Source organism: Pseudomonas sp. BF-B-26 (genome assembly GCF_019956495.1).
Lineage (GTDB): Bacteria > Pseudomonadota > Gammaproteobacteria > Pseudomonadales > Pseudomonadaceae > Aquipseudomonas.
Genome location: NZ_JAHBDP010000065.1, coordinates 1 through 24,661, shown reverse-complemented (window position 1 = coordinate 24,661; position 24,661 = coordinate 1). Strand labels below are relative to the sequence as shown.

Sequence of the window (24,661 nt, the reverse complement as noted above, 5' to 3'; positions counted from 1 at the left end):
ATGACCCACCGCCCGACCACCGGCCCACACATCCTCGATCGCCCTGATTGACGGCTTATACATAAAAGTCCAGTATGGATTTATAAGTACAAAAAAGCGTTTCCCCCGTTTCTGCTCTTTCTTCTGTCTTGCCAAACCAACAACAACCCGCGAGAGAACGAATATGAAGAAATTCCCCCTCATCACCGGTCTGGCTCTGAGCCTGTTGGCGTGCAGTTCCCTGTTCGCCGCCGATAAAACCCTGCGCATCGGCATCGAAGCGGCTTATCCACCGTTCGCGTCCAAAACCGATAAAGGTGAGATTGTCGGGTTCGACTATGACATCGGCAATGCCCTGTGCGCGCAGATGAAGGTCAAGTGCGTCTGGGTCGAAGGTGAGTTCGACGGTCTGATTCCTTCCCTTAAAGTGAAGAAAATCGACATGGCGCTGTCGTCCATGACCATCAACGAAGACCGTAAGAAGTCGGTGGATTTCACCCACAAGTACTATTTCACCTCATCGCGACTGGTGATGAAGGACGGCGCGGTCGTGGATGATCAGTACGCCAGCCTCAAGGGCAAGACGGTCGGCGTGCAGCGCGCAACCACCACTGACCGTTACGCCACTGAGGTTTTTGAACCGAAAGGTATCAACGTCAAGCGCTACGGCAACAACGAAGAGATCTATATGGATCTGGCGGCCGGTCGCCTCGACGCCATTTTTGCCGACACCATCCCACTGAATGACTTCCTGACGATGCCGCGAGGCAAGGGGTATGCCTTTGTCGGGCCGGAGCTCAAGGATCCGAAATACGTGGGCGAGGGCGCCGGGATTGCGGTGCGCAAGGGCAACACCGAGTTGGTCTCCGAGCTGAACACGGCCATCGACGGTATTCGCGCCAGCGGCGAGTACCAGAAGATTTCAGAGAAGTACTTCAAGTCTGATATCTACGGCGACTGATCAATCGCATCGCCAGCAGGCTGGCTCCCACAGTTGAATGCATTCCAAAGTGGGCCAGCCCGTGAATGCATTCCAAAATGGGCCAGCCTGTGAATGCATTCCAAAGTGGGAGCCAGCCTGCTGGCGATACGGTCGCGGAATCATGCAATCTCTGGAAATAAGCCGAATTTAATCCCTTCTTAACCGGCTCGTCGTCTATTCCCCGATACCCCGCTGCGCGCGCCGGACTCTCAAAGGTCAGGGCCAGCGTGTAGACTTCTGGGCAATCGATATTTAGAAGGGAAACGCAATGAGCGAGGAAACGATGCGGTTGGGCCGTGAGCGGCGATATCTGGTGTTGCTGGGCATCATCTGCCTGGCGCTGATCGGTGGCGCGCTGTACATGCAAATTGTTCTGGGTGAAGCGCCATGCCCGCTGTGCATCCTGCAACGTTATGCGTTGCTGCTGATCGCGCTCTTCGCGTTCATCGGTGCGGCCATGCGCACCCGCCGCAGCATCACGGTATTTGAAACCCTGGTGGTGATCTGCGCCCTGGCAGGCGTCGGGGTGGCCGGGCATCACGTCTATACCCAGTTCTATCCGGCGGTCAGCTGCGGCATCGATGTACTGCAACCGATTGTCGACGATTTGCCACTGGCGAAGATCTTCCCGCTGGGCTTCCAGGTCGACGGCTTTTGCTCCACTCCGTACCCGCCGATTCTCGGTCTGTCGCTTGCACAGTGGGCGCTGCTAGCCTTTGTGCTGGTCGTGGTGCTGGTGCCGCTGCTCACGTTGCGTAACCGTAAAGCGCTGCGCTGAAGTCATCCGACGCATCGCTGCCACACAAAAAAACGCCCCGGCCCTCGTTGAGGGGGCCGGGGCGTTTTGCATTTCAGGGCGCGGGTGAAATGACCTTGATGCGCGACAAGTATGGGTGCGGCACGTGTGCGACATGTTGTCACAGCAGGAGTGTCGCAAGGCATTTCAGGGCGCCGAATTGGTACATGACTACGCAACAAAATCGGCCTGGTTCAGTGTCCGGAAACTTCAGTCTCAAAAATCCCGAACAGGCAGTTTTAACAGGCCCTGGCGAATTGGCGAAGCCCTTGTCACATGGGGGCTTTGGCAGGGTCGAAGGAGGGCGCAAAGCCTTCGATACTGTCTGAACTGCCTAAGGTAGACCTACAGTTTTTGGTGTTTTTGTTGAGAATGAATTTCGATACCATGGCGGACTTTTGCAAATACCGTTAATGATTGTTGCTGGAATGGATAAAAATTATTTCGGGATGAGACATGGTTTATAAAACGTTACATATCTACAATCGCCCGCACTGAATTCCCGGCACTGCTCATCCCTGAGCAGGAATAGGGCGTCGAGAGGCTCTTTGGCTTCATGCGACTCCCAGGTGTCGGTGCCTTCCAACTATCCGCACCAAATGGAATTGGTCTGTAACAAGGCCTTTGACCACGAATTCGAATAAGAACTCAACGCTGGCCCAGGATTTGTCGAACAGCGTCTGACGCGCGACGGGCAGCCACTTATTCAATCCAAGAAAAATGCCAACCCTTGGCAGGGTGAAGTGTTGGCGATCAAAACCCAACTGCATTGCGCAAGCTGCTTTAGAGGTCGTGAGATGAGTAAAAACAGGTACCCCAGACTACTAGGCTTATTGCCGCTGATCGGCACGTTGCTGCTGTCAGGCTGCAACATGACCTTGCTCGATCCCAAGGGCCAGGTCGGCCTGGACGAGCGAAACCTGATCATCACCGCAACGCTGCTGATGCTGTTGGTCGTGGTTCCGGTCATCATCATGACCTTCCTGTTCGCCTGGAAATACCGCGCGTCCAACACCGACGCCGTCTACACGCCGAAATGGTCGCACTCCACCAAGATCGAAATCGCGGTGTGGGCTGTTCCCGTGCTGATCATCATTGCCCTGGGTTATGTCACCTACAAGTCGACCCACGCGCTGGATCCTTACAAGCCGCTGGAATCCGACGTCAAGCCGATCACCATTGAAGTCGTCGCGCTGGACTGGAAGTGGATGTTCATCTATCCGGAGCAAGGCATCGCCACCGTCAACAAGATCGTGTTCCCGGCGCACACGCCGATCAACTTCAAGATCACTTCCGACTCCGTGATGAACTCGTTCTTCATCCCGGCCCTGGGCGGCCAGATCTACGCAATGGCCGGCATGCAGACCAAACTGCACCTGATCGCCAACCAGAACGCTGAAATGGACGGTATCTCCGCCAACTACAGCGGCGCTGGTTTCACCGGCATGAAATTCAAAGCTATCGCCACCTCTCAGGAAGATTTCGACGCCTGGGTCAGCGAAGTCAAAAAGGCACCTAAACAGCTTGAAAAAGCTGAATACGAAGCCCTTTCCAAGCCAAGCCAGAACAACCCAGTCGAGCTCTACTCCTCGGTCACGCCGAACCTGTTCCAGATCATCGTCGACAAGTACGAAGGTATGAATCCGGGCAAGCCGATGCACCACGAGAAGAAAGAGCACGAAATGGCCGCCATGGAAGGGATGGACATGAGTTCGCATTCAGCTGCCGGGGCAGAGGAGTAAACGATGTTTGGTAAATTAAGTTGGGAAGCGGTCCCGTTCCACGAACCGATCGTGATGATAACCATCGCCATGATCGCGATCGGTGGTCTGGCGCTGTTCGCTGCAATCACCTATTTCAAGAAGTGGACCTACCTGTGGTCCGAGTGGCTGACCTCGGTCGACCACAAGAAAATCGGCGTGATGTACATCGTCGTTGCCATGGTCATGCTGCTGCGTGGCTTTGCCGACGCCATCATGATGCGTACCCAGTTGGCCATGGCCACCGAGGGTTCGCCTGGCTACCTGCCGCCTGAACACTATGACCAGATCTTCACCGCTCACGGTGTGATCATGATCATCTTCATGGCGATGCCATTCTTCACCGGCCTGATGAACCTTGCAGTGCCGCTGCAGATCGGCGCACGTGACGTTGCCTTCCCGTTCCTGAACTCCCTGAGCTTCTGGCTGCTGGTGTCGGGCGTGGTGCTGATCAACCTGTCCCTGGGCGTCGGCGAATTCGCCAAGACCGGTTGGGTTGCCTATCCGCCGCTGTCGGGCCTGCAATACAGCCCGGGCGTGGGGATGGATTACTACATCTGGGCGCTACAGCTATCCGGGTTGGGTACGACGCTGACGGGGGTCAACTTCCTGGCCACCGTGCTGAAAATGCGTACCCCGGGCATGAAGCTGATGGACATGCCGATCTTCACCTGGACCTGCACCTGGGCCAACGTCCTGATCGTGGCCTCGTTCCCGATCCTGACCGCTACCCTGGCACTGCTGACGCTTGACCGTTACATGGATTTCCACATTTTCACCAATGAACTTGGTGGCAATCCGATGATGTACGTCAACCTGTTCTGGGCCTGGGGTCACCCCGAGGTTTACATCCTGATTCTGCCGGCGTTCGGGATCTTCTCCGAAGTCATCTCGACCTTCACCGGCAAGCGTCTGTTCGGCCACCACTCGATGGTCTACGCATCGGGCGCGATCTCGATCCTGGGCTTCATGGTCTGGCTGCACCACTTCTTCACCATGGGTTCGGGTGCCAGCGTCAACGCCTTCTTCGGTCTGGCGACGATGCTGATTTCGATCCCGACGGGGGTGAAGCTATTCAACTGGCTGTTCACCATTTACCAAGGGCGTCTGCGCTTCACCAGCCAGGTTCTGTGGACCCTGGGCTTCATGGTGACTTTCGCCATCGGCGGCATGACCGGCGTACTGCTGGCCATCCCGGGTGCGGACTTCGTCCTGCACAACAGCCTGTTCGTGATCGCTCACTTCCACAACGTGATCATCGGCGGCGCGGTATTCGGCTACATCGCAGGCTTTGGCTTCTACTTCCCTAAAGCGTTCGGCTTCAAGCTGCACGAAGGTTGGGGCAAGGCAGCGTTCTGGTTCTGGATCTCGGGCTTCTTCGTCGCGTTCATGCCGCTCTATGCACTGGGCTTCATGGGCATGACCCGTCGTCTGAACGCCACCACCAACCCTGAGTGGGTACCGTACCTGTACGTTGCCATGTTCGGTGCGGTGATGATCGCTGCGGGTATCGCCTGCCAGCTGATCCAGCTCTACGTGAGTATCCGTGACCGCAAGCTGCCGCAGAACATGTGCGAGCACGGCGACCCGTGGAATGCCCACACCCTGGAATGGTCGACCTCCTCGCCACCACCGTTCTACAACTTTGCCGTACTGCCAAAAGCAGAAGGCATCGACCCGTTCACCGAAGCCAAGGAAAACGGCACCGCGTACAAGGCTCCGGCCAAGTACGAGCCGATCCACATGCCAAACAACACCGCGACCGGTGTGGTCATGGGTGCTCTGTTGACCGTGTTCGGTTTCGCGATGATCTGGCACATCTGGTGGTTGGCCATCGTTGGCCTGGTTGGCACCGTGGGCTACTTCGTGATCCACGCTGCCCGCGATGATCAGGGCTATATGGTGCCGGTCGACGTGATCGAGCGCATCGAAGCCGAGCAGCACAAGCGTCTGGTAGCGGCCGGGAAAGTTCCAGCCACCGCCACCCGTGTTGAAACCTCGTTGGAACAGGCTTAAACCATGTCGAACTTAGTGACCACTGCTGGACACGCCCATGGCACGGACCATGGGCACGACGACCATCACCACGACTCGGGCGAGATGACCGTATTCGGTTTCTGGCTCTACCTGATGACCGACTGCATTCTGTTTGCGTCGATCTTCGCAGCGTACGCGGTACTGGTTAACAACGTAGCGGGTGGCCCGTCGGGCCACGACATCTTCGAACTGCCGTACGTACTGGGCGAAACCGCTCTGCTGCTGTTCAGTTCGATCACCTACGGCTTCGCCATGCTGGCGTTGTTCAAGGGCAAGAAGAGCCAGGTACTGGGCTGGCTGGGCATGACCTTCCTGTTCGGCGCCGGCTTCATCGGCATGGAGATCAACGAGTTCCACATGCTGATCTCCGAGGGCTTCGGTCCTAACCGCAGCGGCTTCCTGTCCGGGTTCTTCACCCTGGTCGGCACCCACGGTCTGCACGTGACCAGCGGTCTGATCTGGATGGCGATCATGATGTACCAGGTGCAGAAAAACGGCCTGACGGCGACCAACAAGACCCGTCTGAGCTGCCTGAGTCTGTTCTGGCACTTCCTGGACGTGGTGTGGATCTGCGTATTCACCGTTGTTTATCTGATGGGGACTATGTAAATGGCTAACGCTCATTCCCACGATAGCCACGACGCCAGCCACGGCAGCGTCAAGTCTTACGCTATCGGTTTCATCCTGTCGGTGATCCTGACCGTCATTCCTTTCGGCCTGGTGATGTACCCATCGCTGCCAAAAGCCTTGACCCTGTGGATCGTACTGGCCTTCGCAGTGATCCAGGTGCTGGTGCACCTGGTGTACTTCCTCCACTTGGACCGCTCCGCTGCCCAGCGTAACAACGTGATCGCGTTTGTCTTCGCTGCACTGGTCATTGTCCTGTTGGTAGGCCTGTCGCTGTGGATCATGTTCAGCATCCACAACAACATGATGGCGCACTGAGGAAAGTCCGGATGTCCTTTAAGCACTTTATCCAAATCACCAAACCGGGGATCATTTTCGGTAACGTGCTTTCTGTGGCAGGCGGATTTTTCCTGGCCTCGAAAGGGCATGTCGATCTGGCCATTTTCCTGGCCGCCATGATCGGCACGTCGCTGGTGGTGGCTTCCGGTTGCGTGTTCAACAACTGCATTGACCGCGACATCGACCTGAAGATGGAACGCACCAAAAACCGGGCGCTGGTTCAGGGCTTGATCTCCCTGAAACTGGCCCTGGCGTTTGCGACCGTCCTGGGTGTTTTTGGCGTTGCACTGTTGTACAAAGTGGCCAACCCGTTGGCCGCGTTGTTCGCGGTGATCGGTTTCGTCATCTACGTCGGCTTCTACAGCCTGTACCTCAAGCGCAAGTCGGTTCACGGCACGTTGGTGGGCAGTCTGTCGGGCGCCATGCCGCCGGTGATTGGCTACGTCGCTGTGACGAACAGCTTCGACATGGCCGCACTGACGTTGCTGGTGATGTTCAGCCTGTGGCAGATGCCGCATTCCTACGCCATCGCGATCTTCCGCTTCAACGATTATCTGGCTGCATCGATTCCGGTGCTGCCGGTGAAGCGCGGGATTGAAGTGGCGAAGAAGCACATCCTGCTCTACATCCTGGCGTTCCTCGTGGCGACCTTGATGCTGACCTTCAGCGGCTACGCCGGCATGAGCTACCTCGCCGTCGCCGCGGCCATGGGCATGTACTGGTTGTACATGGCCTGGACCGGTTACAAGGCAGTGGACGACACGGTCTGGGCACGCAAGCTGTTCGTGTTCTCGATCTTCACCATTACCGCGTTGAGCGTGATGATGTCGCTGGACTTTAAAGTGCCGAGCGAGCTGTTGCTGACGTACGCGCCTTAAGGTTTAGAGCTGCAAAGAAAAGCCCCGCCTTCGAGAGAAGCGCGGGGCTTTTTATTGGGTGTGCTCTGGTGGACCGAGTTGCCCCATTCGCGAGCAAGCCCGCTCCCACAAGGGGGCAGTGTCGTGCTCGAAATTGGCGGCATCACTTATCCAGTGTGGGAGCGGGCTTGCTCGCGAATAGGGCAACTCGGTCTATCAGGAAAACTCAGCTATCAAGCAACCGGAAAAACCGCTCACGCACCTGGCTGTTATCGCTGTGCGCCACGTTGAAACGCAGGAAGTGGCTAGCGTCCGGCGCTTTGCTGAATCCAAGGGACATCAATTTGATCCAAACTGATTTTCATAGGCCAGCCCCGGAATCGCGATCTTTGGGCTAATCTGTCAAAAAAAATGGATCCAATTTTTGATCGAGGGGGGAGAGATGACTGAACACATGACCTGTGATGAACGATTCATCGCGCTGGCAAAAGAGGTCGGTTACGACATCTACGGTGAGAATACGGCCGGCGGGCATTACGCGCTGTTGGTGCGGCATCACGATCAGCTTTACATCAGCGGTCTGGTGCCGCGGATGAATGGTGAAATTCAGTATCCGGGCAGGGTAGGCCTGGATCTGACGCTGACAGATGCACAGAACGCTGCCCGCATCAGTGCGTTGCGCGGTCTGGCATTGATTGTTGATTCCATCGGTTCGCTGGACAAAATCAAGTCGCTATTGCGCGTCACGGTATACATAAAGTCCACCGCGGATTTTGTCGATTTGAGCGAAGTGGCCAACGGTGCGTCGGACGTTTTCAGTCATGTACTGGGCGATGCCGGTAAACATACACGAACTACGATCGGCGTTTATCAACTGCCCAAAGATGCAGCCATTGAAGTTGACATGATCGTGGCGATACGGCCATCAGCGCTCTAGCGATGAACCAGCAGGTAATAGAAAGGCCCGCGCTGAATCTCAGTGCGGACCTTTCAGTCATCGATGGCGTGTATTACTGCGCGGCGATGCTGTAGCCATCGAACGCGGTTTGCTGCTGAAGTGCGGTGATGATGTTCTTGCGATTAACCGCTTGTTCGGCCCCTGCATTGTCCAGGAAGGTCTCGCTTTCCAGCTCCGCTTCTTCGCCTTCGCCGACGAAGGTGAAGCCCAGGAACTCCAGCGCTTCACGGTCAACGTTCAGTCGCGAACGCGGGGTGCGCAGCGGCAACGTCACGCTGATGCCGTCTTTGCTGATGGTGAACACTTCGACATCTTTCTTGGCGCGAGCCGCTTTGCTTTTGCCACTGCTTGGGTTGCTGATGGCCTGGTGGGTCTGGTTCAGCACTTTGAGTGCGAGTCCATAGACCAATTCCTGAAATGCCGGGTCGTCCTTGAAGCTGGAGAGAATCCGGCTGATCGGGAATTTGCTGCTCAAGTCTTCCAAGGCTGCAATGTCGGCAGCCTCGGCGTCCTTGAGCTGCTTGAGTTCGCCCATCAATTCGTAGGCTTTATCGTCGTCGAAGCTGTCGTGAGCCTGGCGAATCGCGGCGCGCAGCTCGCGAATCTGGTCGCTTTCCCGGGTGGACTGGAAAGCGTCCAGGACCATCTCGCTGATGGTCTTGGCCTGGGGCACGTGCTGTGAAAGATTGATGGAGTTTTCGTATTCCGCTTTGGACGACAAGGTGACTACGGATTCAGCGGTATTGGAATCGGACATTGAAATTTCACTACTTCTTTTAACTTGGGTGGAGGCGAGAAAGCTCTGGGCCTTTTCAGGCCGCCTAATCTATTGGACCGAGGCGGCGTTGTCACGGATGAACAGGCGGCTGGTCATCATTTTTGGCACAGCGGCTTTTAACTGGCGGCTATTGGGGGGCGTTTTGCCTGAAGTGTCAGCAGCAGCCGATAAAGTTTCAATGCCCGACCGCTGATCAGTCCACAGACAAAGCCGGAAGCCGACGCCTTGAGCAGCGACATCTCAAGGGTGGCGGCCATTTCCGGGTGAACGTCATCCTGGTAGCCGAAGTAATAGTTCACCGCAAAAAACAGCAGATACAGCACCAGTGTTTTTGCTGTGCCCGGCACGATCAGGCCGGTTTGCGGATCATCCAGCTCGATGCCCTTGCGTGGGAAAATCAGCAACGCCGCGAGGCTGCCCAGGATGACGGCGGCCAACCAGCAACTGACCGATAGCTGCGGATTCAGCGTCAGATTCAGCGAATACAGGGACCAGCCCAGCAAGATCGGCGCTGTGACGAGCAATGAAGTTTTGCTTTCACGGGTCGGGGACAGGGCTTTGATGCCGTAGTAGCACAGCAGCAGAAATATCGCGTAAACCCACAATGGGGTGTTTTGCAGGGTATTGAGCATCGCGCAGCATCCTTGCCGAAATGGGAACCGGGATATTAGCCGTTGTTGTGGCCCAGGCAGTCGACTATTTTCCCAGCGAATTCAGATTCATCGACCGAACCGCCAATTGCTCAGCCGTTTGCTGATCCACCGGCAACGAAAAGCGGAAGGTCGCGCCGCGTCCGGGAACGTCAATCAGCTGGATCTCGCGGCCGTGCAATTGCAGGATCCGGTGCACGATCCGCAACCCCAGTCCGCCATCACGCCGTGCGCCGCCAATGTTGAATGGGCGCAGGAACAGACCTTCGCGCAGTTCGGCGGCAATGCCGGGGCCGGTGTCGCTGACGGTGACTTCGATAAACGGTCCTTGAGGACGCAGGGCGAGCTCGATTTCTCCTCCTGGCGGGGTGTGGCGCAGGGCGTTGTCGAACAGGTTGGTGAGCACCCGCTCGATCAATCCAAGGTCGGCGCAGGCCGCCGAAACATTGGGGGCAAAGGTGGCTTTCAGTTCGACCTGGCGCGCCTCGGCCGTCAGTTCGAATTTCTGGAAAATATCCTGCACCAGATCGGTCAGCGAGAAACGCTCCAGCACCGGTTGCACAAAACCATGTTCCAGGCGCACCAGTTCCAGCAGCGATTGCGCCAGACCACCCACCTTGCGGCTTTGATCCAGCGCGATGCCCAGGTAACGGCGGCGGTCGGCGGGTGACAACGTGGTGTCCTTGAGCGACAAGGTTTCCAGGTAACCGTGCAGCGAGGCCAGAGGTGTGCGCAGGTCGTGGGAGATATTGGCCACCAGTTCGCGGCGTTCCTGATCCTGGCGGGTCAATGAACGCCATTGCTCACCGAGGCGCGCCTGCATCTGCCGGAAGGTCGCGTCGAGTATGGCAATTTCATCGTGGCTGGCGGCTTTTTCCACCGGGACGGATGCCGGCGGCGTTACCGGAGCACCATCAATGTCGAACCGGCTGACGGTTTCGGTCAAACGGCGCAAAGGTCGGGTGATGAGGGCGAATGCGGTGAGACCGGCAATCAGGCACAGCAACGCCACCAGCCCGATGGACAACAGCGCGGTATTCAGGGCGGCGCTGGTGGCGCCGCGTTCAGCGAAGCGGTCGTGCTCTTCGCTCAGCAGCACCACATAGAGATATCCCACCTGTTTGCCATTGACCTGCAGTGGCGCGGCGCTGAACACTTTGCGGCCATCGAGGCTGCGCGGATCGTCGCCAAGAACCGGCAGGGCATCGCCCTTGAGCAGACGCTGGATCGGCGCCAGATCGACCCGCTCCCGGCGTATCCGACCCTCGGGCGCAGCACTGCCGACAATCCGGCCCTCGGGGTCGAGCAGATAGACCTCGACACTGGGATTGACCAGCATCAGTTGGCTGAACAGGTCGCGCACGGCGTCGGGCATCAGGCCTTTGGCGTCCATCAGCACGGTGTCATGGGCGATGTGCCGGGCCAGGTCCCGCGACAACCCTTGCACCACTTCCAGCTCATGCATCTTGTTGGACCGCACCTGCATCCAGGCCGACGTGCCGCAGCACACCAGCAGCAACACGGCGAACACCAGCGACAGGCGCTGAGTCAGGGTCAGTCTCACGGTTGCACCTCCCTGGCCGCGAACTTGTAGCCGCGTCCCCACACCGTGAGGATGCGCGTCGGTTGCGCCGGATCGGCTTCGATCTTTGCCCGCAGGCGGTTGATGTGAGTGTTGACCGTGTGCTCGTAGCCTTCATGGCTGTAGCCCCAGACGGCGTTGAGCAGGTCCATGCGCGAGAACACTTTGCCGGGCTGACGGGCGAAGAAATACAACAGGTCGAACTCCCGTGGGGTGAGGTCGAGGCGGCGGCCGTCAAGGGACACATCACGCGTGATCGGGTCGATGGAGAGGCCGTCCATGATCAGGCTGCCAGCGTCCATTTTCAGGTTGCGGGCCATGGCGTCGACCCGTCGCAACAACGCTTTGACCCGGGCCACCAGTTCGAGCATCGAAAAGGGTTTGGCCAGGTAATCGTCGGCGCCGAGTTCGAGCCCGAGAATCCGGTGCACTTCGCTGGAGCGCGCACTGGTAATGATGATCGGTGTGTAGCGGGCCATGGCGCGGGCGCGGCGGCAGATTTCCAGGCCGTCGACGCCGGGCAACATCAGGTCGAGGATCAGTGCGTCCCAGCTTCCTTGCTGCAGCAGGCGCATGCCTTCATCGCCGTCGGCGCAGTGCACCACCTCGAACTGCTCATCGCGTAGATGCAGGCAGATAAGGTCGGCGATATGCAGGTCGTCCTCGACCACGAGGACGCGTTTGGTCTGTTCCATCAAGCTCAATCCTTCGGCGCAATGAGCGCATTGTGCGGGTTTTCCGGGGCCTGAGTTATCACGAATTGTTTAACTTCTCGTGAGGATTTGGCGATCAACCCAAGCCTAGGCTGTGTTCCATGACAGGCACCTGGAATTTTCGGAGACGACCATGTTTTCACGGCGACAGTTTCTCGTAGCAAGCGGCGGGCTAGGCGCTGCAGCTCTGGTCATCGGTGTATTGCCAAAATTTGCCGCCAGTTCTGCGCTGGTCAGTGACGCCAGCGCGGCGGAGGTGTTCGAGGTGACTCACAGCGATAGCGAATGGCGCGCCATGCTCAGCGCCGAGCAGTACGAAATCCTGCGCGAAGAGGGCACCGAACGGGCCTACAGCAGCCCGCTGAACAACGAGCACCGTGACGGTACGTTTGCCTGTGCCGGTTGCGACCTGCCGCTGTTTTCTTCCGCGACCAAGTTCGACAGCCGCACCGGTTGGCCGAGCTTCTGGGCACCGCTGGACAAGGCTGTGGCCACTCGTCAGGACCGCTCCTTCGGGGTGCTGCGTGAAGAAGTCCACTGCCGGCGTTGTGGCGGTCATTTGGGCCATGTTTTCGACGATGGGCCCAAACCCACCGGCTTGCGCTACTGCATGAACGGCCTGGCGATGACTTTTGTGCCGCAGGCGACTTGATCCGCGGGTACTCCCTTTTACTCACTTTTGCAGGTCGATGTTATGTGGCTTCTGGTCCTCGCTTATCTCGGTGGTGTGCTGACGATTGTCAGCCCGTGCATCCTGCCGGTGCTGCCCTTTGTCTTCGCTCGCACCGGGCAGCCGTTCATGAAGAGCGGGTTGCCGCTATTGGCGGGCATGGCGCTGACCTTTGCGCTTGTCGCTTCGCTGGCAGCGGTGGGCGGCGGTTGGGTGGTGCAAGTCAATCAGTATGGTCGCTGGCTCGCGTTGCTGTTCGTTGCACTGTTCGGGCTGACGCTGTTGCTGCCTCAATTGGCGGAGCGTCTGACCCGACCACTGGTGGCGGCTGGCAGCCGGTTATCGGAAGTCGCGGGCGCCGATGCACGGCCGCGTCCCGGCGCTTCGTTCCTGATCGGCGTCGCCACGGGCCTGCTCTGGGCTCCGTGCGCCGGGCCGATTCTGGGGCTGTTGCTGACTGGCGCCGCGTTGCAAGGGGCAAGCATCGCAACCACCTTGTTGTTGCTGGCCTACGCCGCGGGTGCCGCAACTTCCCTCGCGGTGGCGCTGCTGCTGGGCGGTAAAGTCTTCGCGGCGATGAAGCGTTCCATCGGCGCTGGCGAGTGGCTGCGTCGAGGTCTGGGCGCCGCAATGCTGGCCGGCGTCGCGGCGATCGCCCTGGGGCTCGACACCGGGATTCTGGCGCGGATTTCGACGGCGTCCACCGGTGGTATCGAGCAGGCTTTGGTGGGACGGCTGGCCGGCCAATCACCGAACGTTAGCGGGGCGATGATGGCGCAGATTCCAGCCTCTGGAAGTGCAATGAAAGCGGCTGACAAAGCGCCGGGCGCACTGCCGATTGAAGGCAACCTTCCACCGCTGGATGGCGCGGTGCAATGGCTCAACTCGCCACCCCTCACCGCGCAGGCCTTGAAAGGCAAAGTCGTGCTGGTGGATTTCTGGACTTACTCCTGCATCAACTGCCTGCGCTCGCTGCCTTATGTGAAGGCTTGGGCCGAGAAGTACCGCGATCAGGGATTGGTGGTGATTGGTGTCCATGCGCCCGAGTTTGCTTTCGAGCGAGACGTAGGCAATGTCACCAAAGCGATGAAGGACCTGGGCATCAACTACCCGGTGGCCATCGATAATGACTTCAAGGTCTGGCGAGCTTTCAACAACCAATACTGGCCGGCCCACTATTTTGCCGACGCTCAAGGTCGCATCCGTTATCACCATTTTGGTGAGGGCGAGTACGCCGAATCGGAACGGGTGATCCAGCAACTGCTGCATGAAGCAGGTGCCGCGAAGGTCGCGGACGGTCTGATCAATGCCAGCGCCGAGGGTGTTCAACTGGCCCCGGACATGAACGAAGTGCAATCACCGGAAACCTATGTCGGCTACCAGCGTGCCGAGCATTTCGTGCCTGAAACCAGCCTGGTGCCGGACAAGGTGTCGGCCTATAGCGCTCCATCGAAATTAGCGCTCAACGACTGGAGCCTGGACGGTCAATGGAATGTCGGCCCGGAACGGGCGACTTCAGGCGCGCCGGCCAGTCGCATCGTCTACCGCTTCCATGCCCGCGATCTGCACCTGGTGCTGGGGCCTGGCGCTGACCATAAACCGGTGCGCTTCAAAGTGTTGGTTGACGGAAAAGCCCCTGGCGATGCCCACGGCACTGACGTGGCGCCCGACGGCAGCGGCAGTGTGACTGAACAACGCTTGTACCAATTGGTGCGCCAAACCGGCGGCGTAACGGATCGGACCTTCAGCATCGAGTTTCTCGATCCCGGAGTGTCGGCGTATGCGTTTACGTTCGGTTGATCGTCATTCCATTCATTCAGGAATCAGCCTCATGAAAACCCTATTCACCTGGCGTCGCACCCTGTTGAGCCTGGCCGCTGCCGGCGTCATCGGCCAATGCCTGGCATTCTCCTTCGGTGCGGCAGAAGACGCGGTCATCATTCCTCCCCCCACCCTCGACGAAACCACCCAGGCCGACAGCGAAAGGGCGGTCTTTGCCGGCGGTTGTTTCTGGGGCGTCCAGGGTGTGTTCCAGCATGTCAAAGGGGTGAAGAAAGCGGTCTCCGGTTACGCCGGCGGTGCAGCCAACACTGCTCAGTACGAGCGGGTCAGCAGTGGTGATACCGGTCATGCGGAATCCGTCGAAGTCACCTTCGACCCCCGTCAGGTCAGCTACGGCACCTTGCTGCAAATCTACTTCTCGGTGGCTCACAACCCTACCGAACTCAACCGTCAGGGACCTGACAGCGGCACTCAGTATCGCTCGGCGCTTTTCCCGGAAAACAGCGATCAGCAACGCATCGCCCAGGCCTACATCGCCCAGCTCGGCGCCGCCCATTCGTTCAATAAACCCATTGTCACCAAGCTGGAAACCTACAACGGTTTCTACCCGGCCGAGGAGGAACATCAGGACTTTCTGACCGAGCACCCGACCTATCCGTACATTGTGATCAACGATTTACCGAAGGTCGCGCAGCTGAAAAAGCTATATCCGGATCGGTATCAGGAGAAACCGGTGTTGGTGAAGGCGGGGATGTGAGAATGGAAGGGCATAGCCCTTACCCCGAAATCACATTCTTGCCCGCGATCTTCGACCGATACAGCGCCTGATCGGCCCTGGCCAGCAATCCGGTCTTTTGTTCTTCTTCAAAGCGCTGAACCACGCCAAAACTCATGGTCACTTGAAAGTCCCCCACTGGTAGCAGGCTTGCGAGGCCATGGCGGATACGTTCAGCGAGGGTCCGGGCGTCGGCGAGTGGTGTATTGGGCAGGATCAGGATGAACTCGTCGCCACCCCAACGAGCGAGCAGATCGCCCTCGCGTACGCAGTGCTTCACGCTCTCGACCACCTGCACCAATGCCGCATCGCCCAGCGCATGGCCATAGTGATCGTTGATGTTCTTGAAGTCGTCGATGTCCATGGCGATCAACGACAGCGGTTGTCGAAAGCGTTCGGCGCGGTCGCATTCCTGAGGCAGGGCTTTCTCCAGAAGATAGCGATTGGCGATTGAGGTCAGAGCGTCGGTTTCCGCCAGTTTGCGGTTTTCTTCGAGTTGGATTTGCAGTTGCTGATTGACGCGAGACAACTCTCGGGTGCGTTCTTCAACGATCGCTTCAAGGGATTGGTTGCGTCGCTCAAGCGCTTCGTACAGGCGCTTCTTGTCGTCGATGCTGCGGTGCGCGCCGACCATCCGCGCCACCGAGCCGTCGGCATTGCGTGCCAATACGTAGCCACGGTCTTCGATCCAGGTATAGCTGCCATCCTGCATGCGGCAGCGATACTCGGCCTGATAGCCAGGGGCGCGCTGATTCAGGTAGTCATCGAACAGCGCCATGACCTGCGGGTAATCGTCGGGATGGATCACGTTTTCCCAGGTCAACACGTTGTTATTCAGGGAATGAGGCGGGTAGCCGAGCATCTCGTACCACCGGGGGTTGCGATAGACGAACCCTGTGTTGGCGTTCCAGTCCCAGATGCCGTCGCTGACCAGTTCCAGAATGGTGTGCAGCATGTCTTCATTCAAATCCGACAGATTGAACTTCAACGGCTCGATATTCGACGCCTCACCCATCTTCGCACTCCCTGTCGCCCTGATAGCTACGTGACCCGCACGTCGAGGAGATTAGTCGATGGGGTATTCGGTCGGCTAGTGCTTGCCCCATCTCTGCAAGGCAAAGTCGACGAAACTACGCAGTTTTGGCAAACGGTAACGATCCTGGGCATACATCAGGTTCATCGGTCGGCTTGGCGGCAAGTAATTCTGCATCAATGCCACTAGTTTTCCGTCCTTGAGATCCTGCTCCATCAACGCATCAGGCAGCACCACGATGCCCATGCCGGTTCGCGCCGCTTGATGCAGTCCTGCCGAACTGTTGATCAACATCGGCCCATTGACCGCTACCGCCACTTCTCCCTCGGGACCGGTCAGGCGCCAGTGCTTTTCCACCGACTGCCAGTCATCCCCGGCCGGATAGGCAAAGGACAGGCAATCATGGTGTTGCAGATCATCAGGTTTTTCCGGTGTGCCTTTGCGCGCCAAATACTCCGGTGATGCACACATGGTCAGGCTGTAGTCGAGGAGTGGACGGGCGATCAGGTGGGTCTCCTCGGTATTGCCCAGGCGAAACGCCACGTCGAAACCGTTTTCGAGCAGGGCCGGACGGCGGTTGGTGAGGACCACATCCAATTTGACGCGTGGACACAGCAGGGCGAATTCACTCAGGGCCGGTGCCAGTTTTTCGCTGCCGAACGTCAGCGGCGCGGTGATGCGCAGGGTTCCACTCGGCTCGTCGAGGGCCTGCTCGGCCAACCGTTCGGAATCGGCCACCAGCCCCAGCACTTCGAGGCAACGCTGGTAATAAGCGGTGCCGAATTCCGTTAACCGCTGGCGTCGCGTTGTACGGTTGAGCAGGCGCACACCCAGGCGTTGCTCCAGGGCTCGCAGGTGATTGCCGACCATGGTGGTGGACATTTCGCACTGCAAAGCGGCAGCGGTCATGCTGCCGGTTTCCACCACCCTGACGTAAACGGTCATTGCCTGGAATAAATCCATTATCAAGCCCAGCTTTAAAATGATTGAAGTGTTGCAGCGTTTATCCAGCTCAGGTGGCTAACCATACTGCAAAAACACCGACTATTGATGGAGCTTGATGTCATGACCGCCGCCTGCCTGATGACCACTTACCAACCTTTGGCCTTGAGTTTCAGCAAGGGCCTGGGCACACGCCTGTGGGATCAGGCCGGTCGTGAATACCTGGACGCGGTGGCGGGCGTGGCAGTGACTAACGTCGGTCACTCCCATCCGAAAATAGTCTCGGCCATCAGTGAACAGGCCGGGCTGCTGTTGCACACTTCCAACCTCTACAGCATCGATTGGCAACAGCGACTGGCGCAGAAACTGACGCAATTGGCGGGCATGGAGCGAGCCTTCTTCAACAACTCCGGTGCCGAAGCCAACGAGACCGCGCTGAAACTTGCTCGGTTGTACGGTTGGCACAAAGGCATCGAACAACCGCTGGTGGTGGTCATGGAGAACGCCTTTCATGGCCGCACTCTGGGCACCTTGTCCGCCAGTGATGGCCCGGCCGTGCGCCTGGGCTTCAACGAGTTGCCGGGGGACTTTGTCAAGGTGCCATTCGGCGACCTCAAGGCGCTGGACAAGGTGCAGCAAGCCCACGGCCCGCGCATCGTGGCGATCCTGATGGAGCCGATTCAGGGTGAAAGCGGAGTCCAAATGGCCCCACCCGGTTACCTGAAAGCCATTCGCGAACGCTGCACGCGGCACGCGTGGCTGCTGATGCTCGACGAAATCCAGACCGGCATCGGCCGCACCGGCCAGTGGTTTGCCTTTCAGCACGAAGGCATCGTTCCAGACGTCATGACCTTGGCCAAAGGCCTGGGCAACGGTATTCCCATCGGCGCCTGTTTGGCCCGGGGCAAAGCCGCCGATCTCTTTACCCCCGGCAGTCACGGCAGCACCTTCGGCGGCAATCCACTGGCCTGCCGCGTGGGTTGCACGGTGCTGGAGATCATCGAAGAACAAGGGCTGCTGGAAAACGCCAAACTTCAGGGCGAGCGTTTGCTCGCCAGATTGCGCATCGAATTGGCGGACGACCCGAACATCCTGGAGATCCGCGGCCAGGGTTTAATGATTGGAATCGAACTCAAACAGCCGATTCGCGACCTGACCCTGATCGCTGCACGGGACCACGGCTTGCTGATCAACGTGACAAGGGGCAAAACCATTCGCTTGCTGCCGCCGCTGACGATTGATGAGCGGGAAGTGGAGATGATTGTCAGAGGGGTTTGCCGGGCGGTGAGCGCGGCCTAAGACTTATCTCAATAGTGGTTGATCGTTCCCACGCTCCGCGTGGGAATGCAGCCCGGGACGCTCCGCGTCCCAAAAAGCGTGACGCAGAGCGTCACAAGAGGCATTCCCACGCGGAGCGTGGGAACGATCGAAACACTGTGAGTTAGCTGGCTTGCAACACGGTGTTCGCGAAAGTTGTGATTTCGGTTCGATCCCTGAGCTTGAGTTTCGAACCGCCAAACCTTTCGAACAGTTGCTCATGCGCGGCAAATCCACTGGAATCTTCGCGCATACGATAGCTGCCGGCCCAGTCGAGCAACGCAATCAACAACTCGTCATTCTTGTCTCGCTGCGCCTCTCGCTGACGAACATTGGCAACACATTCCTCATCTTCAACGCACAGCCAGATCAGTGCTGTCGCCCGAGGCAAGAGTTCGCTGATGATCCAGCCGTAAACGCCTTCGATCACCCAGCGCTCTTCACTGGCCATCACTCGTGCCATGCCCAGCGCCTCGGCACGGGGGCGGGCGATGCTGTGTTCGTCGGACAACCAGTGAATCGAATCGAGATCGACCCACGGCACTTGCAGGTGCTTGGCCAGTCGTTCGGCCAGCCAGCTTTTGCCGGAACCGGAGTTGCCGATGATCAGGGTTCGGGTGAGGTTCATGAGCGACACCGATCACGTAAGGGGGCCGTTAACCGATCGTTCCCACCAGAGCGTGGGAACGATCAACGATCAGCCTTCAGCGTTCAGTCTTCGCTGTCAGGCGCAACCATCCGCGTCTTCGGCGAGCCGTTTGAGTTGTGCTGATAGATCTCCTGCGGCTGTCCTTTTTCATTAAAGAACACTTGCCCGATCCCCGCCGAATTCCACAGCCGTTCACCTGCTTCAGCATGTTCCGGGACATGGGGAACAATGCGCATACGTCGGCGTTTGGTCAGCCAGTTCAGCGGCGAGCGCGGCGAGTAGAGCCAGCGGTTGAGGCGGTCGAACCACTCCAGCAGCGCGGGCGGGAATTCGTTTTTGATGCCGCTGCTGGTGATCTGCCAGATGCGCGGGCCGGCCTTGCGGTGTCGGATCAGTACTTCGTAGACGAAGGAATAATGCACATCGCCCGACAGCACCACGTAGTTACCGGGCGTGCGCGAGTGTCGGAAAATGTTCAGGATCACCTGGGCCGCACCGCGATGGGCCATCCAGTTTTCGGCGTCCACCAGCAGGGGATAACCGCACCAGCTGAAGACGCGCTGCACGGTTTCGATCAGTTTGACGCCGAAGATCGGCGCCGGTGAAACGATGATGGCCGAGGGGTGATCGAGCAGTTCCTGTTGCAGTTCGCTGAGGGCTTCCCAGTCCAGCAAACCCGAAGGCTGCTTGAGGTTCATCTCGCTGCGCCAGCGCCGGGTGCGGGTGTCGAGTACGACGATGGCCGGGCTGGTGGGCAGCACGTAATGCCAGTTCTGAAATCTCAGCAGTTCGTCAATCAGCTCGTCCTGAATGTCACTGTCGAGGTAGCGGTCATGCCCGGTGGCGCTCAATCCGACAGCCTTCTTCAGCATCGCGCCGAACGCATCCGGGTTGTTGCCCCAGCCTTGGCACAGCATATAAGCAAGCAGTGCGTTGCCGATGATGCGCCTGGAGAACGGATGGCCGTAGGCCGTTTCCTCCCATTGCGCGGAAAGATTCCAGTCATCGGTAATATCGTGATCGTCGAAAATCATCAGGCACGGCAGGTGCGCGAGTGCTCGGGCGACGCCTCCGAGACCGGCCTTGAAGCCATCGATGCGCGTCTGCTCAAGGGTATAACGCTCGCGTCTTGCAGGTGTCAGCGCCGGCGGTTGCGGGGCGATCAATGTCCAGGGTGTCGGCGACCAGACCAGCAGGTACATGGCCATGACTTCGGCGAACGTCACCAGATGGTTGTCGGCACTGCTGCTGGTGAAAATCGGCTTACGCGCCCCACCGAAAAATCGCTCGCGCAGGGTTTCGTTGCTCTCCAGCGCCGGTAACAAATCCGCACGATGGTAGTAGCTGGCGGGGTGCTCGTAGAGCTTGGCGCTGTCGCTGACTACCGCGCCTTCGAGGTGCTCTTCGAACAGCCCCAAGCGTTTGATCAAGGCATGGATGGCTCGCAGCATCGGCCCCGCGACATCGTCGGCATACACCTGATCGCCGCTCATCATCAACAGCGCCGGGCGTTTGTGTGCATCCGGCTCGGCTTCCAGCAAACGATCGACGCACAGCAAACCGTCCGGGGCTGGGTGGTGAGGTTTGCGGCAAGAACCGTGCAGCAGATGATCGGCCTTTTTACGCAGGACGAAGTTGGGGCAACGGGCGTCTCCGTACAGCAAGTGCGGGGCCCAATCGGCGATGCCTGTGCCTGCGTCGTCAATCAGCAGGTCGTATTCGATTAACGTGTCGCAGGGCAGGGCGGCGTCCAGCGACACATCGATCAAATGAACAAAAGCCTGGGTGCCCACCGCAATGACTGTGCACTGAATCGCGTCGAGGTGGATCGCGTCGCGATCTTGCAGACGCAACGTCAGCGACAACGCCCGCGACCCCACCAGCCACATCACCAGCCGCGTGGGCTCCAGACGCCGCAACAGCGGCCCGACCAGGACAGGTGGCAGGGATTGGTGATCGTCAGGCAGCGGCAAAGACATGGACATCCGGGTTTCTGAAACAGAGAAGCGCGCGATGATAACGCAGCTGACGTCAATGAATGGCAACGGGCTCGAATCTGACAGTCAAGGCAACTGCTCGCTGCCCGCCGTCATTACATCGGTCTCGCCATTGGCCACAAGCCAGCGAAACAAGTCTGTCACGGACACCGTGTGGCTACGCTCGATCCATCGCACCAGCGCCGGGCCATAGTGTTCGGTGTAGCGGCTGAGCACCAGATGGCGACAGTCCTCTGACAGGCGCAGGGTAATTTCCCGACAGTGCAGAGTGGCCGGGTCGTGCTGGATGACCCGTTGTTGCAGCGTCAGGCTATTGCCTTCAGAAACCATCGGCCGGTGCTCCTGTGCATTGATGTTTGGTTGTCTGCGCCGAGCCTTGTTTGCCATCGGCGACGTAAGCGGCACGATGCTCGGCGACCACGTTGCGTAACGCGCTGTAGTAGTCCGGCAGTTTTTGCAGGCTATCGGTCAGCGGTAAGGCTTCTGCGCGGCCATCGACGAAGCCGCCGACCGTGCTGATCGTGGCCAAGGTGTCCACGGTGTCGCTGTTGCTGCCAAACGGATCGACCACAAAACCGAGCACGCGGCCGACGGCGTCGCGGCTGTTGGAAGTGCCGAGCAAAGGCAGTTCGACGATCGGCCCGTTGCCGATGCCCCACACGCCGAACGTCTGGCCGAAGTCCGCGTCGTGACGCGGGATGCCGGCCATGCCGGAGACGTCGATCAAGCCCACTACACCGACCGTGGTGTTCAGCACGAAACGCCCCAGCGTATTGGCCGAGCGCATCGGGTTGCCTTGCAGCAGGTCATTGATGAACACCTTGGGCTCGCCGAAGTTCGCCACAAAGTTATGCACACCGGTCTGGAAAAAATCTGGCGAGTAGCGATAGCCGCGAGCGACCGGCGCCAGGGCATAGTCATCGACCACCTGATTGAACGCGAAGACCCCGCGATTGAACGGTTCGGCGGGGTCGTTCACCGAATAGGCGATGTCGGCGCAACTCACATCGGTGGACGGCGGCTGACTGCTGCAACCCGCCAACCCGGCGGCCAGCACGGCAATCGAGGTGTTGCGGGTCAGCCAGGGAGCACAATTGAAAGGCAACATGGACGCGATTCTCGGGAGGAATTCGCCGAGATGCTGGGCCCCAAGCCTTGCGCAAAGATGTCTGGTTTATTGCGTCGCTGACGCTTTATTGCAGGATTGAAATAAATGACGCGCAGCCGTGAATGGTTTTAGATGGCGGTTCCATTCGCCCCTTAAGTGACCTTCGGTGAACAGCCTTTTAATTGTGGACGACGACCTTGAGGTTCTCGATCTACTGAAAAAATTCTTTGTGCAGCACGGCTACAGCGTCGAAGTCGCCACCGACGGCGCATCGCTGTGGGCGGCCATCGAGCGACAGCTGCCAGACCTGATCATTCTTGATGTGATGTTGCCGGGGGACAGCGGGCTGATCCTGTGCCAGCAACTGCGGATTCGATACGCAATACCGGTGATCATGCTCACCGCCATGGGTGAACTCAGTGATCGGGTGGTCGGCCTGGAACTGGGTGCCGACGATTACTTGACCAAACCCTTCGACGCCCGTGAGCTGCTGGCGCGAGTGCGCGCCGTGCTGCGCCGCGTGGACGAGCGCCGTCCGGTATTGCAGGAACGGCCACGGCCGCTGATCGACTTCGCCGACTGGCACCTGGACGTCACGCGACGTGAACTGCGCTCGCCGGACAACGTGATGATTCCGCTGTCGGCCGGTGAGTTTGACTTGCTGCTGGTCTTCGTCGAACACCCCCAGCGCATCCTCACCCGCGAGCAATTGCTGGACCTGGCGCGTGGGCATTGTCATGAGGCATTCGATCGCAGCATCGACGTTCAAGTCAGCCGCCTGCGGCGCAAACTCGAGTCCGACACCAAACGGCCGGCGATGATTCGTACCGTGCGCAATGGCGGTTACCTGTTCACGCCCAGCGTGACGCGGCGATGATCGGGTTGAAGCGGATACGCGCCCGAGACTGGCCGCAAGATACGGTGGCGCGCTGGATCGCGTTGACGATCATCCTGGCCATGCTCATTTCACTGGCGCTCAATGGGCTGTTTATCCAACTGGCCGGCGTGTGGGCGCGTCCGCCGCTGACCGAAACCGGCTTGCTGGAAAAAGCCGCTGCCATCACCCGTGTCGTCGAGGCCGCCCCGGCGCCCCTGCGCAACTCATTGGCGCAAGCCGCCAGCGAGAACGGCTTCACCGTCAGTTGGCATCCTGATAGGCACGATCTCAATTTGCCAGCCGTGGAAGATCCGAAGTCCGGCATCGGCTCGACCATTCTGCAGCCCATGCTCAAAACCCCTGACCGGCGCATCGAAGCCTATGAACCGGCCGACTGGACGGAACACACGGCGGACGCGCATTACGCGCTGCTGATCGAGCTATCGGATTCGACATGGCTGATGTTCTCCGCGCCCTCGCGCAGTTGGGGGCTCGACGAAACGCCACGCTACCTGATCGTGATCCTGCTGGTGCTGATCTCCACCGCACTGGTCGCGCTGATCGCCACCCGGCGCCTCGCCACGCCTTTGCAGCACTTCGCCGAAGGCGCTCGGCGCTTCGGTGTGGACTTCCGCGCACCGCCGATCGAACCGCTCGGCCCCCACGAAATCCGCCAGGCGATTCTCGCGTTCAATGCCATGCAGGCCCAGTTGCAGCACTTCATCCGCGACCGCACGCAAATGCTCGCCGCCATCTCCCACGACCTGCGCGCGCCCCTGACGCGGATGCGCTTGCGGGGGGAATTCATTGAAGACAGCGAGCAACAGCAGCGCTTGTTTCGTGACGTGGATGAAATGCAGGCGATGATCAACTCGGCGCTGGAGTTCTTCCGCGATGATGCGCGGCTTGAGCCGGCGACCCAGTTTGATCTGGCGGAACTGCTGCAAACGTTGCTGGATGATTATCGGGATCAGGGCGTCGAGATTGCTTTCAGTGGGCCGCTGCGGTGGGTGTATTTCGGGCGACCGTTGGGGCTTAAGCGGGTGATGACCAATCTGCTGGATAACGCGATCAAGTACGGCAGTGAGCCGGCGATTGAACTGATCCCCGGAGCTGGCGAGGTGCGGATCAACGTGCTGGATCGTGGCCCGGGGATTGCGGATGCCAGCCTTGAACAAGTGTTCGTGCCGTTCTTCCGGTTGGAAGGCTCGCGGAACAAAAGCACCGGGGGCGTTGGTTTGGGGTTGTCGGCGGCGCGGGCGATTGTGCTGGAACACGGAGGTGTACTGACACTGCGCAATCGGTCGACGGGTGGGTTGGAGGCGTTGGTGGTGTTGCCGGTGCATCCGGGTTCATAGCTGATCGCTCAGCATTTGCTCACACAACTCCTGTGGGAGCGGGCTTGCTCGCGAAAGCGGTGTGTCAGGCGACAAAGATGTCGACTGACACTCCC

General features: G+C 58.9%; 24 protein-coding genes. 14 read left to right on the top strand and 10 right to left on the bottom strand.

What is annotated here, in order from left to right; all coding sequences use genetic code 11:
• Positions 1–163: 163 nt before the first annotated feature.
• From KGB03_RS11020 to KGB03_RS10985, 8 genes are all read left to right on the top strand, one after another.
• Positions 164–940: an ABC transporter substrate-binding protein gene (locus tag KGB03_RS11020; RefSeq protein ID WP_123365366.1), complete on the top strand. Its 777-nt coding sequence runs from the start codon at positions 164–166 to the stop codon at positions 938–940.
• Between the two features lie 289 nt (positions 941–1,229).
• Positions 1,230–1,739 (top strand): disulfide bond formation protein B, encoded by a 510-nt coding sequence (locus KGB03_RS11015; RefSeq protein WP_223527073.1) that lies wholly within the window; start codon positions 1,230–1,232, stop codon positions 1,737–1,739.
• Between the two features lie 815 nt (positions 1,740–2,554).
• Positions 2,555–3,499 carry a ubiquinol oxidase subunit II gene (gene cyoA, locus KGB03_RS11010; protein ID WP_111450318.1) on the top strand — a complete coding sequence of 315 codons (945 nt, stop codon included), beginning with the start codon at positions 2,555–2,557 and terminating at the stop codon, positions 3,497–3,499.
• 3 nt (positions 3,500–3,502) lie between these two features.
• Positions 3,503–5,533 carry a cytochrome o ubiquinol oxidase subunit I gene (gene cyoB, locus KGB03_RS11005; protein ID WP_111450317.1) on the top strand — a complete coding sequence of 677 codons (2,031 nt, stop codon included), beginning with the start codon at positions 3,503–3,505 and terminating at the stop codon, positions 5,531–5,533.
• Between the two features lie 3 nt (positions 5,534–5,536).
• Complete coding sequence (locus KGB03_RS11000) at positions 5,537–6,163, top strand: cytochrome o ubiquinol oxidase subunit III (RefSeq protein ID WP_111450316.1); 627 nt, start codon at positions 5,537–5,539, stop codon at positions 6,161–6,163.
• Positions 6,164–6,499 carry a cytochrome o ubiquinol oxidase subunit IV gene (cyoD, locus tag KGB03_RS10995; RefSeq protein WP_046045955.1) on the top strand — a complete coding sequence of 112 codons (336 nt, stop codon included), beginning with the start codon at positions 6,164–6,166 and terminating at the stop codon, positions 6,497–6,499.
• Positions 6,500–6,510: 11 nt separating this feature from the next.
• The gene (gene cyoE, locus KGB03_RS10990) at positions 6,511–7,398 is read left to right on the top strand and encodes a heme o synthase (RefSeq protein WP_008147631.1); all 888 of its coding nucleotides are present in this window, start codon (positions 6,511–6,513) and stop codon (positions 7,396–7,398) included.
• 421 nt (positions 7,399–7,819) lie between these two features.
• The gene (locus KGB03_RS10985) at positions 7,820–8,314 is read left to right on the top strand and encodes a RidA family protein (protein WP_218538149.1); all 495 of its coding nucleotides are present in this window, start codon (positions 7,820–7,822) and stop codon (positions 8,312–8,314) included.
• A 73-nt stretch (positions 8,315–8,387) separates the two neighbouring features.
• Here the strand turns inward: KGB03_RS10985 and KGB03_RS10980 are convergent, their stop codons facing one another.
• The 4 genes from KGB03_RS10980 to KGB03_RS10965 form a co-directional block, all read right to left on the bottom strand.
• A complete protein-coding gene (locus KGB03_RS10980) occupies positions 8,388–9,092 on the bottom strand; it encodes a hypothetical protein (RefSeq protein ID WP_076028557.1) in 705 nt (234 codons plus the stop codon).
• Positions 9,093–9,229: 137 nt separating this feature from the next.
• Entirely contained in the window at positions 9,230–9,745 is a 516-nt protein-coding gene (locus KGB03_RS10975) for a hypothetical protein (protein WP_192410212.1), read from the bottom strand.
• A gap of 64 nt (positions 9,746–9,809) precedes the next feature.
• Positions 9,810–11,327: a sensor histidine kinase gene (locus KGB03_RS10970; RefSeq protein WP_218538150.1), complete on the bottom strand. Its 1,518-nt coding sequence runs from the start codon at positions 11,325–11,327 to the stop codon at positions 9,810–9,812.
• Positions 11,324–12,040: a response regulator transcription factor gene (locus KGB03_RS10965; protein WP_218538151.1), complete on the bottom strand. Its 717-nt coding sequence runs from the start codon at positions 12,038–12,040 to the stop codon at positions 11,324–11,326. Before KGB03_RS10965 ends, KGB03_RS10970 begins: the two co-directional genes overlap by 4 nt.
• A 151-nt stretch (positions 12,041–12,191) precedes the next feature.
• Between KGB03_RS10965 and msrB the strand changes: the two genes are divergently transcribed.
• Genes msrB through msrA form a run of 3 tightly spaced genes read left to right on the top strand, consistent with a single transcriptional unit; the run spans position 12,192 to position 15,267 of the window.
• Positions 12,192–12,710 carry a peptide-methionine (R)-S-oxide reductase MsrB gene (msrB, locus tag KGB03_RS10960; RefSeq protein ID WP_192410214.1) on the top strand — a complete coding sequence of 173 codons (519 nt, stop codon included), beginning with the start codon at positions 12,192–12,194 and terminating at the stop codon, positions 12,708–12,710.
• 42 nt (positions 12,711–12,752) lie between these two features.
• Positions 12,753–14,528, top strand: a complete 1,776-nt coding sequence (locus KGB03_RS10955) for a cytochrome c biogenesis protein DipZ (protein ID WP_218538152.1) — start codon at positions 12,753–12,755, stop codon at positions 14,526–14,528.
• Between the two features lie 31 nt (positions 14,529–14,559).
• A complete protein-coding gene (gene msrA / locus KGB03_RS10950) occupies positions 14,560–15,267 on the top strand; it encodes a peptide-methionine (S)-S-oxide reductase MsrA (protein WP_218538153.1) in 708 nt (235 codons plus the stop codon).
• Between the two features lie 19 nt (positions 15,268–15,286).
• On the opposite strand, the gene KGB03_RS10945 is transcribed toward msrA, so the two are convergent.
• Together KGB03_RS10945 and KGB03_RS10940 are read right to left on the bottom strand one after the other, a co-directional pair.
• Positions 15,287–16,300, bottom strand: coding sequence for a sensor domain-containing diguanylate cyclase (locus tag KGB03_RS10945; protein WP_111450308.1), 1,014 nt, complete (start codon positions 16,298–16,300; stop codon positions 15,287–15,289).
• 75 nt (positions 16,301–16,375) lie between these two features.
• The gene (locus KGB03_RS10940) at positions 16,376–17,281 is read right to left on the bottom strand and encodes a LysR family transcriptional regulator (protein WP_111450307.1); all 906 of its coding nucleotides are present in this window, start codon (positions 17,279–17,281) and stop codon (positions 16,376–16,378) included.
• 102 nt (positions 17,282–17,383) lie between these two features.
• Here KGB03_RS10940 and KGB03_RS10935 point away from each other — a divergent pair, with 102 nt between their 5' ends.
• Positions 17,384–18,559 carry an aspartate aminotransferase family protein gene (locus KGB03_RS10935; RefSeq protein ID WP_218538154.1) on the top strand — a complete coding sequence of 392 codons (1,176 nt, stop codon included), beginning with the start codon at positions 17,384–17,386 and terminating at the stop codon, positions 18,557–18,559.
• A 142-nt stretch (positions 18,560–18,701) separates the two neighbouring features.
• On the opposite strand, the gene KGB03_RS10930 is transcribed toward KGB03_RS10935, so the two are convergent.
• From KGB03_RS10930 to KGB03_RS10915, 4 genes are all read right to left on the bottom strand, one after another.
• Positions 18,702–19,205 (bottom strand): adenylate kinase, encoded by a 504-nt coding sequence (locus KGB03_RS10930; protein WP_218538155.1) that lies wholly within the window; start codon positions 19,203–19,205, stop codon positions 18,702–18,704.
• Positions 19,206–19,288: 83 nt separating this feature from the next.
• On the bottom strand, positions 19,289–21,211 hold the full coding sequence (locus KGB03_RS10925) for an alkaline phosphatase D family protein (RefSeq protein WP_223527072.1): 1,923 nt from the start codon (positions 21,209–21,211) through the stop codon (positions 19,289–19,291).
• A gap of 78 nt (positions 21,212–21,289) precedes the next feature.
• A complete protein-coding gene (locus KGB03_RS10920) occupies positions 21,290–21,553 on the bottom strand; it encodes a hypothetical protein (RefSeq protein ID WP_192410225.1) in 264 nt (87 codons plus the stop codon).
• Positions 21,543–22,331, bottom strand: a complete 789-nt coding sequence (locus KGB03_RS10915; protein ID WP_223527071.1) for a VacJ family lipoprotein — start codon at positions 22,329–22,331, stop codon at positions 21,543–21,545. Before KGB03_RS10915 ends, KGB03_RS10920 begins: the two co-directional genes overlap by 11 nt.
• Before the next feature lie 166 nt (positions 22,332–22,497).
• Here KGB03_RS10915 and KGB03_RS10910 point away from each other — a divergent pair, with 166 nt between their 5' ends.
• Together KGB03_RS10910 and KGB03_RS10905 are read left to right on the top strand one after the other, a co-directional pair.
• Positions 22,498–23,208 (top strand): response regulator, encoded by a 711-nt coding sequence (locus tag KGB03_RS10910; RefSeq protein WP_218538159.1) that lies wholly within the window; start codon positions 22,498–22,500, stop codon positions 23,206–23,208.
• Positions 23,205–24,566, top strand: coding sequence for an ATP-binding protein (locus tag KGB03_RS10905; RefSeq protein WP_223527070.1), 1,362 nt, complete (start codon positions 23,205–23,207; stop codon positions 24,564–24,566). Before KGB03_RS10910 ends, KGB03_RS10905 begins: the two co-directional genes overlap by 4 nt.
• Positions 24,567–24,661 lie beyond the last annotated feature (95 nt).